At 70.8% G+C, this 11,999-nt stretch carries 10 protein-coding genes; 6 read left to right on the forward strand and 4 right to left on the reverse strand.

Features of this window, described 5'->3' with window-relative positions:
* Positions 1 to 9: 9 nt before the first annotated feature.
* The 3 genes from OG306_RS36115 to OG306_RS36125 are packed head-to-tail and all read right to left on the reverse strand — an operon-like array spanning position 10 to position 2,169.
* Positions 10 to 552: a hypothetical protein gene (locus OG306_RS36115; RefSeq protein ID WP_266750623.1), complete on the reverse strand. Its 543-nt coding sequence runs from the start codon at positions 550 to 552 to the stop codon at positions 10 to 12.
* On the reverse strand, positions 549 to 1,433 hold the full coding sequence (locus tag OG306_RS36120; RefSeq protein ID WP_266750625.1) for a hypothetical protein: 885 nt from the start codon (positions 1,431 to 1,433) through the stop codon (positions 549 to 551). The genes OG306_RS36115 and OG306_RS36120 overlap by 4 nt, the downstream gene beginning before the upstream one ends.
* Before the next feature lie 58 nt (positions 1,434 to 1,491).
* Positions 1,492 to 2,169 carry a thioesterase II family protein gene (locus OG306_RS36125; RefSeq protein WP_371666100.1) on the reverse strand — a complete coding sequence of 226 codons (678 nt, stop codon included), beginning with the start codon at positions 2,167 to 2,169 and terminating at the stop codon, positions 1,492 to 1,494.
* Positions 2,170 to 2,541: 372 nt separating this feature from the next.
* Here OG306_RS36125 and OG306_RS36130 point away from each other — a divergent pair, with 372 nt between their 5' ends.
* The 5 genes from OG306_RS36130 to OG306_RS36150 all read left to right on the forward strand — a co-directional run bounded on the left by OG306_RS36130 (position 2,542) and on the right by OG306_RS36150 (position 8,547).
* Entirely contained in the window at positions 2,542 to 4,179 is a 1,638-nt protein-coding gene (locus OG306_RS36130; RefSeq protein ID WP_266750627.1) for a (2,3-dihydroxybenzoyl)adenylate synthase, read from the forward strand.
* A gap of 94 nt (positions 4,180 to 4,273) precedes the next feature.
* The gene (locus OG306_RS36135) at positions 4,274 to 5,620 is read left to right on the forward strand and encodes a salicylate synthase (RefSeq protein ID WP_266750628.1); all 1,347 of its coding nucleotides are present in this window, start codon (positions 4,274 to 4,276) and stop codon (positions 5,618 to 5,620) included.
* 134 nt (positions 5,621 to 5,754) lie between these two features.
* Positions 5,755 to 7,317, forward strand: coding sequence for a DHA2 family efflux MFS transporter permease subunit (locus tag OG306_RS36140; RefSeq protein WP_266750629.1), 1,563 nt, complete (start codon positions 5,755 to 5,757; stop codon positions 7,315 to 7,317).
* 86 nt (positions 7,318 to 7,403) lie between these two features.
* Entirely contained in the window at positions 7,404 to 8,051 is a 648-nt protein-coding gene (locus OG306_RS36145; protein ID WP_266750630.1) for a TetR/AcrR family transcriptional regulator, read from the forward strand.
* A gap of 61 nt (positions 8,052 to 8,112) precedes the next feature.
* Positions 8,113 to 8,547, forward strand: coding sequence for an ester cyclase (locus OG306_RS36150; protein ID WP_371666101.1), 435 nt, complete (start codon positions 8,113 to 8,115; stop codon positions 8,545 to 8,547).
* A gap of 462 nt (positions 8,548 to 9,009) precedes the next feature.
* Here the strand turns inward: OG306_RS36150 and OG306_RS36155 are convergent, their stop codons facing one another.
* Positions 9,010 to 10,116 (reverse strand): C40 family peptidase, encoded by a 1,107-nt coding sequence (locus OG306_RS36155; RefSeq protein ID WP_371666102.1) that lies wholly within the window; start codon positions 10,114 to 10,116, stop codon positions 9,010 to 9,012.
* A 494-nt stretch (positions 10,117 to 10,610) separates the two neighbouring features.
* Here OG306_RS36155 and OG306_RS36160 point away from each other — a divergent pair, with 494 nt between their 5' ends.
* Complete coding sequence (locus OG306_RS36160; RefSeq protein WP_327258442.1) at positions 10,611 to 11,813, forward strand: RNA-guided endonuclease InsQ/TnpB family protein; 1,203 nt, start codon at positions 10,611 to 10,613, stop codon at positions 11,811 to 11,813.
* The last annotated feature ends 186 nt before the right edge of the window (positions 11,814 to 11,999 follow it).

Raw genomic sequence — 11,999 nt, forward strand, 5'->3', positions numbered from 1 at the left:
GCGCAGGGCTCAGGGGCACGAGGGCTCGGGGACGCGGGCGTCCTCGTGGGCGAGCCAGCGCTCGAAGGCGGCGAGGTCCGGGACGATGGCGTCGGAGCAGGACAGCACCGCGAGGTTCTGCCGCATGCCGGTGACAGCGACGACGGTGCGGCCGGCCCGGTGCGCGCTCAGCATCTCCGCAGCCGTGCCCATGCTCGGCTCATGGCCGGGAAGCCAGGCCACGCACACGTCGCTGTCCCCGGCGAGCACGGTCAGCCGGTGGAAGGTCTCGGTGAGCAGCCGGACCGCCGGGTCCAGGCTCGCCCGCCGCACTTCGGGCGTGGCGGCCAGCGCCGCGTGGCCGGTGAGGATCGCCGTCTCGTGCTCGCCGATCCACTCCCGCATCAGGAGCCCGGGGTCGTGCACGACGGCGTCGGGCCGGTGGGCGAGGATCGCGCGACGCAGCACGTCCCGGTACCCCTGGTCGGCGAGGTCGGCCCCGCCCCTGGCACCCTGCATCAGTCCGGCGAGGAAGTACGAGCGCGGTCGCGCCGCCGCGGTGGTGGTGGTCACGCGTCCTCCAGGGAGTACTCGGGTACGTCCAGACCGGTGGGAGCCGCGGCGTCGTACAGGGCGGCGGCGGAGAGCAGGTGGTCGACGATCTCCTCCGTGGTGGCGAGCAGCGCGTCGGCGACGCGCTCGAGCTCACCGTCGAAGGCGGCCTCGCCCCAGCGGCTCACCACGCCCTGGTTGTCGCGGGTGATCAGGGCCTGCGGGTCGGCGAGGCGGCTGCGCCGGTCCGCGGTGAACGGCAGGGCGATCTCGCACAGGCCGTCGTCGGGGTGCACGGCCCGGATCGACAGGTTGTTCTGCTCGGGGTGCAGCAGCAGTTCGCGCACCAGCGGCGCGGGCACGGGGAGTTCACCGACGGTCTCCTCGGGCCGCATCGTGTACGCGCGGTGCGTGACGGTCTCGCCCAGGCGCGGGCTGTAGCGCAGGTACTGCAGGCGCAGCACCCCGCTGTCGGGCTCCCACGCGGCGCGCAGCGTGGACGGCGCGGGCGAACCGTCCGGGCGGCGGCGTACCGGATAGGCGTCGGCGTCGGCGTGGACGGTGCCGTCCACCGCGTCGCCCCGGTCCAGGCGCAGCGGGGCGCGGTGCATCAGATACGGGTCGAGGACGGTCAGGGCGTCGCCGTCGTCGTGCAGCGCGCACACGTGCCGCCCGCCGACGCGGTACTCGACCTCGACGCCCGTGCGGTGGCCGACGCGCTCGCCGATGGCGAAGGTCTGCCAGGCGCAGGCCGTGCCGAAGCGCTCCGGCGACGAGCCTTCCCCGTAGTGGATGTGGTACTGCGCGGCACTGTTGTAGGGGATCTGGGTGAGGACCTCCGTGTGGACTTCCTGGAGCATCTGCGGGTCCAGGGGTGTGCGGTGCGGGGCGGGCGCCGTCATGGGCTGCCTCCTCGGATCCGAGTGGGAGTGGTCGTGGGGCTCGTCGCGGTGGGCGGGCTCAGCGGGCGGCACCGGCCAGGCCGAGGCCGGTGAGCAGGAAGGCGATCAGCTCGGTGCTGCGCATGAGGGCCGGCCCGTCGCCCCGCAGGGCGCGCAGGGTGAACGGGCCGGTGGTGCACGGCCGCCAGCCCTGCGCGTGCCACGTGGTGACGATCCGGTCGTGGGCGCCCACGAGAGCGGTCACGGGGCACCGCAACGGTGGGCCCGGCCGGTAGCGGGCCCGGTACCGCTCCGCGAGCCGGATGTCGGCCTGTGCCGTGGCGAGCGGCACCCCGTGCGCGGGGCTTGCCGCGCCCTCGTCGGGAGGGCCGGGAGGGGGGTCCTGGTGCGTGGGCGCGGCTTGCGCGCAGACGTACAGGGCGCGCGGCGCCGCGCGGTGCGCGGTCTGGAGCAGACGGGCCGTCTCAAAGGCGACGCAGGCTCCCATGCCGTGCCCGAAGAGCACCACGGGCGGGTCCGTGGCGTCGGCTGCGGTCAGTTCGGCGGCGATCGGCTCTGCGAGTTCCCCGAGATGCCGCGGCAGCGGATCGCCGAGGCGCTCGGCGCGCCCCGGGTACTGCACGCGCGTCAGCGCGACGGAGCGGGGCAGCAGATTCGGCCACTGTGCGAAGAGCTCCGTCGTGCCGCCCGCGCCGGGGAAGCACACCAGGCGGAGGGCCGGGCTGTGCTGGAACAAGGGAACGCGCCCCCTGGCGATGGTGGGATGTCCGGATACGAGGCCGACGGATCGTCGTACAGAAAATGATGCCCGCGGAATTAATGTCGAGATATCTCTCGTTGCCTCTTCCGTGGCGCCGATATTGGGCGGTCCATCGCCTTCGCCCACAGAATTTACGCCGGTCGGCGCCGCCCATAAAGGGGTGATAGTCGAACGGGTAATACCCCTCCCGGGTAATGGGATGCATTTCCCTATATGTCCCCTTCTGGGGAGCTGCGGGAGAAGGCTGTCTCGTGTCATGATGCCCGAGAAAATAAACAGGAAAGTCAATTGCGGTGTCCTCGTCGATTTTCCTGCGCGTCGTGAACCTATCGATGAGCGGAGCCCTTCGTGGATGTTATTGGGTGGCCCGATGCGTATGCCCGGCGATATCGGGAGGCCGGTTACTGGCAGGATCGTCCGCTGGGCGACTTCCTCGCGGAGCACGCCCGCACACTGGGCGACAGAACGGCACTCGTGACGGAGCGCGGCAGCGTCGGCTATGCCGAACTCGACCGTCGGGCCGCCGTGCTCGCCCGCGGTCTTGCGGACCTGGGCCTTGCGCGAGGCGACCGCGTCGTCGTCCAACTGCCCAACACTGAGGACTTCTTCGCCGTTCTGTTCGCGGTGGTGCGGATCGGCGCCGTGCCCGTCCTCGGACTGCCCGCCTACCGCCGCAGCGAGGCCGTGCACCTGGCGCGGCACAGCTCGGCCGCGGCCTACGTGCTGCCCGATACCGACCCCTCGTCCGGCTACGACTACCGCAAGCTCGCCGACGAGGTGACCGCCGAGGTCCCCACGCTGCGCCACGTTCTGGTGGCCGGCGCCCCGGGGCCGCACACCGCCCTCGCCGACGTGGAGCGGGCGGGCGAGCAGGCACCGGAGCCGACCGGTGCCGGAGCCGACCCGACGGCGCCCGCGGTCCTCCTGGTTTCCGGCGGCACCACGGGCCTGCCCAAGCTGATCCCGCGGACGCACAACGACTACGCGTACAACATCCGGGCCAGTGTGCAGGTGTGCGGCTTCGGTCCCGACACTGTCTATCTGGCGGCACTGCCCGTCGCGCACAACTTCGCGCTCGCCTGCCCCGGCGCCCTCGGCACGCTCCTGGCCGGCGGCACCGTGGTGCTCGCGCCGTCACCCGACCCGGACACCGTGTTCCCGCTCATCGAACGCCACAAGGTGACGGCCACGGCCGTCGTGCCCCCGCTGGCCGCGCTGTGGTCACAGGCCGCCGAGTGGGCCCCCGAGGACCTCGGTAGCCTGGCGCTGCTCCAGGTCGGCGGCGCCAGGCTCAGCCCGGACGTCGCGCGCCGGGTCCGGACCGGGCTCGGCTGCGAACTCCAGCAAGTGTTCGGTATGGCCGAGGGCCTGCTGTGCCTGACCCGCCCCGGCTACGCGCCCGAACGCGTCGACACCACCCAGGGCCGGCCGTTGTGCCCGGACGACGAACTGAGGGTCGTCGACGAGGACGACCACGACGTTCTGCCCGGCGGGACCGGCGAGCTGCTGACCCGTGGGCCCTACACGCTGCGCGGCTACTACCGTGCGCCGGAGCACAACAGAACTGCCTTCACCGCCGACGGCTTCTACCGGACCGGCGACCTGGTCCGGCTCACCGCCGACGGCGACATCGTCGTCGAAGGACGCAAGAAGGACCTCGTGAACCGGGGCGGTGACAAGGTGTCCGCGGACGAGCTCGAAGGGCATCTGCGCGCCCACCCCGACATCCTCGACGCCGCGGTCGTGCCCGTGCCCGACGAGTACCTGGGCGAGCGCACCTGCGCCTGGGTCGTCCCGCGCGGGGGCCGCGCGGACCTCGAGGTGGGCACGCTCGATGCCTTCCTGGAGGAGCGCGGCGTCGCCCAGTACAAGAAACCGGACCTCGTCCGCCTCGTCGACGCCCTGCCCGTGACCAGCGTGGGCAAGGTCGACAAGCGGTCGCTCGCCCGCCGTGCGGCCGAAGCCGGTGACCGTCCACAGCTCTGAGACCCCCCGGGCCGCACCCCTCGCCCCGGGCCCGCTCCTGCGTTCCACCGTGATCCCGCGCACACCACGCGCGCGCCGCACCGAGGAGACAGCCATGCCCACGGCTCTGCCGTCGCACACCCGCGCCCCGTTCACCGGAACCCCCGTCCAGGCCGCTGTCCGGCTCGCCGAACACGGACCGCACGACCAGTACGTGGTCTACGAGCAGGAAGGCGCCTGGTGGTACGCGGGTGGGGTACGCGCCTCGCTCGTGGTCGACCGGGAGCACGTCACGCTCGACCGCGGCGACGAGCGGATACGCGTTCCGTGGCAGGGCGATCCGCTGGCGGCGGTGAGAGAGCTGCTCGCCCAGCTGCCGCAGCAGGAGTGGCGGGTCTACGGCTGGGCGGCCTTCGAGCTGTCGTACGCCCTGGCCGGTGAGACGGAGGGGCTGGGCGAGGCCCCGCTGATGCACCTGGTCCTGCCGTGCAGCGAGGTGCGGATCGGGGAGGACGGCGCCCGGTTGCGATGTACGGACGAGGCGGACGCGGCCGCGATCGGCGCGCTCCTCGCGGCCGAGCCCGCCGCGCCCACCGCCGAACACGTCCCGCTCGGCGTCGATCTCGCCGAGCCGGTCGGCGAGTCGTACCAAGAAGGGGTCAAGCGGGCCGTGGCCGCCATCCGGGACGGCGACCTGCAGAAGGTGATCCTTTCGCGCGCTGTACCCGTCGCCGCCGAACTCGACCTGCCCGCGACCTACCTGGCGGGTCGCGCGGCCAACTCCCCGGCCCGCTCCTTCCTGTTGCGGATCGCCGGAGTCGAGGCCGCGGGCTTCAGCCCCGAGACCGTCGTCGAGGTCGCCGCGGACGGCAACGTCTCCACGCAGCCGCTGGCCGGGACCCGGGCGCTGACCGGGGACGGCGCCGCGGACGCGGCACGCCGGGCCGAACTGCTCGTGGACCCCAAAGAAATCTACGAGCATGCCATCTCCGTCCAGGTGGCCTGGGACGAGATGACCGCCGTGTGTGCCGAGGGCTCGGTGCGGGTCGATGAGTTCATGACCGTCAAGGCGCGCGGCAGCGTGCAGCACCTGGCGTCCCGGGTCGCGGGGCGGCTGCCGCAGGGCGAGCACGGGCCGTGGCCGGCGCTTGCGGCCGTCTTCCCCGCCGTCACCGCGTCCGGCGTGCCCAAGGCCGCCGCCTACCGCGCCATCCGGGAGCTGGAGGACGGGCCGCGCGGCCTGTACAGCGGCGCGGTCCTCGCGGTGGGCAGCGACGGCTCGCTGGACGCGGCGCTCACGCTGCGCACGGTGTTCCGCGCGCAGGGCCGCACCTGGCTGCGGGCCGGCGCGGGCATCGTCGGACAGTCCACGCCGGAGCGGGAGTTCGAGGAGACCTGCGAGAAGATGCGCAGCGTTTCGCGCACCCTCGTGCAGGCGCGCACGGCCGGCCAGAGCGAGTGAATCTTTACAGACGTGTTCGACTTATGGGGGTGGCCCGGGATACGCTCGCCCTTGACAGTGTTGTTCAATTTTAGGAGTGCTCCGTGCCGTCCCCGCCTCGCACCGCCGCTCCCCGCTCTCCAGGCGGACACCCCATGCGTTGGCCGATCCTGGCCGTGCTCTGCCTGAGCCTGCTCATCGTCGGCCTCGACGTCACCGTGCTGAACGTCGCCCTGCCGACGCTCGTCGACGAACTCGGCGCCTCCACCAGCCAGTTGCAGTGGTTGGTCGACATCTACAGCCTGATGGCGGCCGGCCTGATGCTCTTCGCGGGCAGCGTGGCCGACCGGTTCGGCCGCAAACCCCTCTTCCTCTGCGGACTGCTGCTGTTCACGGGCGCGTCGGCGGCCGCCGCGTACTCCGGCTCCGCCACGCAGCTCATGGTGGCCCGGGGGGTCATGGGTGTCGGCGAGGCGCTGATCATGCCCGCGACCCTCTCCATCATCGGCGTGGTGTTCACGGAGCCGGCCGAGCGGATGAAGGCGATCGGCCTGTGGTCCGCGATGATCGGCGTCGGGCTCGCGCTCGGCCCGCTCATCGGCGGCTGGCTCCTCGGCAACTTCTGGTGGGGATCGGTCTTCCTGATCAACGTGCCCATCGGCGTCATCGCCCTGATCGTCGCCCTGAAGATCGTGCCCGACTCCCGAGCGGCTGCCCGCGGTCTGGACCTCGTCGGAGCGGTGCTGTCCGTCCTCGGCGTCGGCGCGCTGCTCTGGGCCATCATCGAAGGACCGGTCAAGGGCTGGACGAGCGGCCCGGTACTGATCGCGTTCGGCGCGGCCGTCGTGCTCCTTGCCGCCTTCCTGGTCCGGGAGCGGACGGCCCGCGATCCCATGCTGCCGCTCGGCATCTTCGCCCACCGCCGGCTCGCCGTCGGCAACATCCTGGTCTTCCTCGGTCTGCTGTCGCTGCTCGGCGCCCTGTTCGTCATGGTGCAGTACCTCCAGTTCGTCCTGGGATACGACGCCGGGGAGACGGGTCTGCGGATCGCGCCGACCGCGCTCATCATCCTGGTCGCGGCACCGCTCGCCTCCTTCCTCGGGCAGCACCTCGACACGCGTTGGCTCGCCGCGATCGGCCTCGCGTTCGCCACGGCGTCCCTGCTCATCCTGGCCACTACCCAGGACCAGGACGGGTACGGGCAGGTGCTCGCCGCGATGCTCTGCCTCGGCGTCGGCGCCGGATTCATCATCGGCCCCACGAGCGACGCGATCGTCGGCTCGCTCTCCGACGACGACCTCGGCGTCGGCTCGGCCACCAACAGTGCCTCCGTGCAGCTCGGCTCGGCGCTCGGCGTGGCCGTCCTCGGCAGCCTGCTCTCCGGCGCCTACCGCGACGACCTCGCGGACAGCGCGTCCGCCGCGCACCTTCCCGAGGGGGCCCTCGACGCCGCGGGCGACTCCGTCGGCGCGGCCCTCGCCGTTGCGGGGGAGCTGCCGGGGCAGGCCGGGCAGGCGTTCGCCGAAGCGGCGCGCTCGGCGTACGTCTCGGGGATGGCGCCTGCCATGTTCACCGGGGCCGCGGTCGCCGCGACGGGCATCCTCGTGGCCGTCCTGCTGTTCCCCAAGGGGAAGGCCGGCGACACCGCGGCACCGGCGGGGGGCGACGCCGCGCGCCCCCTGGCCGAGCGCCCCGATTCCACGGTCGTCGGCCGGTGATCACGTTCCCCGGGCGGCCGTGCCACGTCGGCGACGTCGCCTCGGCGTCTGGCACCACGGCTAGGAGGTGACATACGCTCCGCTCCATGCCCACGTCGCCACAACGAGTCCGCAAGTCTCCGACCGCAACGTCAGCGACCAAGGCCCCGGCGAAGACCGCCGGCACCAGGCGTCGCGCCGACGCGGAGCGGAGCATCGCCGCCATCGTCACCGCCGCGCTCGACTGCTTGCGCAAGGATCCAGGAGTGAGCCTGACCGCGGTGGCGAGCGCCGCCGGGGTCAGCCGCGTGACGCTGTACGCGCACTTTCCGTCCCGGGAGACCCTCCTCGAGGCCGTGCTGGCGCATTCCCTCGAACGCGCCGACGCGGCCCTGGCCGCACAGCGGCTCGAGGAGGGGCACGCGGGCGAGGCGTTCTCGCGGCTGGTGCAGTCCAGTTGGGGCATTTTGGAACAGCATGCGTTTCTGCTCGCCATCTCAGAGGGCACCGTTCCGGCGGGCCAGTTGCGCAAGTACCACGCCAAGGTTCTCGGCCGCGTCGAAGCCGTCCTCAGGCGCGGCCAGGAGGAGGGCGCCTTCCGTACCGACCTCCCCACGAGCTGGCTGGTCACCACGTTCTACAGCCTGCTGCACGCGGCGGCGCTCGAAGGCCAGCAACGGCACCTGAAGAAGAAGGACATCCCCGGGATCCTCGACCGCACACTCGCCTCGATCCTCAGAGCGGACACTGCCTGACGGTGGTGTGCGGCCCGGCTCTCGCCCCCCGGGGCCGCACACCACGAGAAAGCAGTCAGACATGCATGCTCACGAATCGCTCGTCCGCCGCTGCCTGTCGGCGATCAGCACCGCCGACGCGGACGGTTGGCTGGCGTGCTACACGCCCGACGCCGTCTCGCAGGACGTTCCCCTCGGTTCGGTCTGGAAGGGGCACGCGGAGCTCGCCGTGGGAGTCCGCGGCTGGGTCACGGCGATCCCCGACACGCGCATGGAGATACGTTCCCTGTTCGCCGACGACCGGCACGGCACCTGCGAGTGGACCATGGCGGGCACCCTGAAAGGAGCCATGGACGGACTCCCCGCGCCGATCGTCGAGGCGGCGCGCGGCAAGAGCTTCACCATCCAGGGGGTGACCGTCTACGAGTTCTCCGCCGACGGCCGCATCAGCCGCGAGGCCCTCTACTGGGATCTGGCCCTCGTGCTCGGCCAGTTCGGGCTTCTCCCTCCCCTGTGACGTGCCTTTGTGACAGGCCCGTCGGCCGGAAGGGAAAATGATGCCAGCTGTCCATGTGTACCTTGAACGATCCTGCTCCGTCGAAGGAGAGCGGGTGATAGCGCACAGGGTCGCCGCGGTGGTCGCCCGGGTCGTGGGGTGCGCTGTCAACGACGTACGCCTCACCTTCACGGACAGCGGTCCGGTGGGCCGGCCTGCAGCGGACCCTTCCGCCGTGCCGACCCCTGTGCCTACGAGCTGAGGAATGCCAGGACTGTGAGGACGCGGCGGTGGGTGTCGTCGGTCCGGGGGCAGGTCGAGTTCTCGGCCCAACCGGAGCGGCGAGGTCAACGCCGCCGCGCTCACCACACAGATTGTTGGCCGGCTCCGCCCGATCACAGGTCCTGCCCGCCGGTGACCTGTGGTCTCCGGCGGGCAGAACAGCCGGTACGGGGGTGCGGGAATGCGCCCGTCCGGGCGTGGTCAGATGCGCACCGCGGCCTGGAAGCCACCGATGGTGTTCATCGACTCGTAGCGGACGTAGGTGCCCGAGTACGGGGCGTGCAGCACGGTGTTGTTGCCCGCGTAGAGGCCCACGTGCGTCGTGTTGTTGAAGAAGACCAGGTCGCCCGGCTTCAACTGGCTGCGCGCGATGCGGGTGCCCTGGTTGATCTGGGTGTACGTGGTACGTGTGATCTGGGCACCGGCCTGGGCGTAGGCCCACTGGGTCAGGCCCGAGCAGTCGAAAGAGCCGGGGCCGGTGGCGGAGGGGGAGTACGGCATGCCCAACCGGGTGTGCGCGGCCTGGAGGGCGGCGGCGCCGAGGCCGGAGGCGGGGGCTTCGTTACCGAGGCCGGGGGCGGGGGCCCCGTTGCCGAGGCCGGAGGCGGGGGCCCCGTTGCCGAGGCCGGAGGCGGGGGCCCCGTTGCCGAGGTCGACCCGGTTACCGGCGGCGCGGCTGGCGCGGAGGTCGTCCGCGCGCATCTTGTCGCGCTCGGCCTGGGTGAGGGTGTTGAGCACCTCGCGCGCCTCGGCGAGCTTGGCCTGCTGCTTCTTCTTCTTCTCGCCGAGCGTCTTGCGGACGTCCGCGAGGTTGCCGAGCTTGTCCTGGGCCTCCTTGCGCTCCTGCGCGAGGACCCGCTGCTTCTCCTGGATCTTCGCCAGGGAATCGGTCTGCTTGGCCGTCAGCTGGTCGAGGGCCGAGGCCTGGTCGAGGAAGCTGTCCGGGTCCGAGGCGAGAAAGAGCTGCACGGAGGGGTCGATGCCTCCGGAGCGGTACTGCGCGGCGGCGAGCGAACCGAGGCCGGAACGGAGCGTGTTGATCTCCTGCTGACCGCGGGCCACCTTGTCCTGCAGGGCGCTGACTTCCTTCTCCAGCTTCTTCTGCTTCTCCTTGGCCCCGTTGTACTGCTCGGTGGCCGCCTCCGCCTCGTGGTAGAGCTTGTCGACCTTCGCCTTGACCTCGCTCTTGGTCGGCTTGGGGTCGGCGTGGGCGGCCTGGGAGGTCAGGGCCACGGCTGCGGCGGCGGTCGCGGTGAGCACGGTCACGCGGGTGCGGCTCGGCTGCTTGGGACGACGGTGGGACGCCATGAAGGCGAGCTCCTTCTTCCTCGAGCCGCCTACCGGGCTATGGGGGGAAGCGAATCCCCGGCTCCGTGCACGTCACGGACTCGGCGGTGTCTTCGCTGTCACCCCGATTGGGTGATCAATCGTGCGAAGGTTCGAGGCTCGACCTTAGTGACCATCCTGTGATCAATTCAAATCCTCACAGGAAGAATCTCGTCCCACGAGGTACTTCTTTACTCGCATCACACGGTCTGTAGCGGCGACTTGACGGTCCGTTCCGTGATTTCCGGCAAGTCGCAACAAGTCTCACTGGACGCGCGAAAGCCGCTTCGGGAGCAAGATGGATGCAACGGGCCTGGCCCCCGCCTTCATCGGATTCCTCCGTGGATACTCCGCCCTTCGGGGTGGAGAGGAAACGGACTCCTGCGGAGCAGGGCAAGGAGCGGAGTTTCGCCCCCAGGGCGGAAGGCCGTGTTGTGACCCGCAGATTTGATCTTAACTCGCAGCGCCGCTAGTTTGTGAGCGTGACCACGAGCCGTGTGAAGCGGGCGTTCAAGTACCGCTTCTATCCGACTGATGCGCAGGCAGCCGAGCTGTCGCGCACGTTCGGTTGCGTGCGGAAGGTCTACAACCTGGCGCTCGCCGCCCGCACGGAGGCATGGGTGCGGCAGGAGCGGGTCAACTACAACGCCACGTCGGCGATGCTGACGGCGTGGAAGAAGACCGAGGAGCTGGCGTTCCTCAACCAGGTCTCGTCGGTGCCGCTCCAGCAGACGCTGCGGCACCTGCAGAGCGCGTTCACCAATTTCTTCGGCAAGCGGGCGAAGTACCCGCGCTTCAAGTCGCGGAAGAAGTCGCGGAAGTCGGCGGAGTACACCACCAGCGGGTTCCGCTTCCGTGACGGGGAGCTGACCCTGGCGAAGATGACCGAACCGCTGGACATCGTGTGGTCCCGGCCGCTCCCCGAGGGGGCGAGGCCGTCCACGGTGACCGTTTCCCAGGACGCGGCGGGACGCTGGTTCGTCTCGCTGCTGTGCGACGACCCGTCCGTCCAGCCCCTCCCCGCCACCGACATGGCGGTCGGAATCGATGTCGGCCTGGACCACCTGCTGACCCTGTCCACCGGGGAGAAGATCGCCAACCCCCGGCACGAACGCCAAGACCGCGACCGGCTCGCCAAAGCTCAGCGGAACCTGTCCCGCAAGGCCAGGGGCGAGGGCGCCAACCGGGCCAGGGCCCGGCGCAAGGTCGCCAAGATCCACGCGAGGATCGCCGACCGTCGCCGTGACCTGCTCCACAAGCTGACCACTCGGCTCGTGCGTGAAAACCAAACGCTCGTGATCGAGGACCTGACCGTGCGCAACATGGTCAAGAACCACACGCTCGCCCGAGCCATCTCGGACGCGAGCTGGAGCGAGTTCCGCTCCATGCTGGAGTACAAGGCCGCCTGGTACGGGCGCGAGGTGATCGCCGTCGACCGATGGTTCCCCTCGTCCAAGCTGTGCTCCGCCTGCGGCACCCTCACCGAGAAGATGCCGCTGCACGTCCGTACCTGGACGTGCGACTGCGGAACGACCCACGACCGGGACGTGAACGCAGCGAAGAACCTTCTGGCCGCCGGGCTGGCGGTGACAGTCTGTGGAGCTGGTGTAAGACCTCAACGGAGTTCTCCGGGCGGGCAGTCGGCGACGAAGCAGAAACCCCCACGGCGCGAGCCGTAGGAACCCCCCTCGCTCGCGAGGGGGGGAAGTCAATCCCTGGGCACTGTTCTGGGGCCTGATGATGCTGTAGTTGACGCACTCCAGGACAGCTCGGCGGGCAGTACAAGCGCACGACACCCCGCCCCGGCACAGGACTTGATCGTCTCGTACGCAGCAGACAGCCGTGTCGACGGCTTGAGGCGGACA

Origin of the sequence: Streptomyces sp. NBC_01241 (assembly GCF_041435435.1) — a bacterium.
In the GTDB taxonomy this organism is placed as follows: domain Bacteria; phylum Actinomycetota; class Actinomycetes; order Streptomycetales; family Streptomycetaceae; genus Streptomyces.

What these genes read in the sequence shown, in the direction of transcription:
- OG306_RS36120 (WP_266750625.1), bottom strand. Translation starts at nt 1,433, where the DNA reads ATGACGGCGCCCGCCCCGCACCGCACACCCCTGGACCCGCAGATGCTC.
- OG306_RS36135 (WP_266750628.1), top strand. Translation starts at nt 4,274, where the DNA reads ATGCCCACGGCTCTGCCGTCGCACACCCGCGCCCCGTTCACCGGAACC.
- OG306_RS36140 (WP_266750629.1), top strand. Translation starts at nt 5,755, where the DNA reads ATGCGTTGGCCGATCCTGGCCGTGCTCTGCCTGAGCCTGCTCATCGTC.
- OG306_RS36145 (WP_266750630.1), top strand. Translation starts at nt 7,404, where the DNA reads ATGCCCACGTCGCCACAACGAGTCCGCAAGTCTCCGACCGCAACGTCA.
- OG306_RS36150 (WP_371666101.1), top strand. Translation starts at nt 8,113, where the DNA reads ATGCATGCTCACGAATCGCTCGTCCGCCGCTGCCTGTCGGCGATCAGC.
- OG306_RS36155 (WP_371666102.1), bottom strand. Translation starts at nt 10,116, where the DNA reads ATGGCGTCCCACCGTCGTCCCAAGCAGCCGAGCCGCACCCGCGTGACC.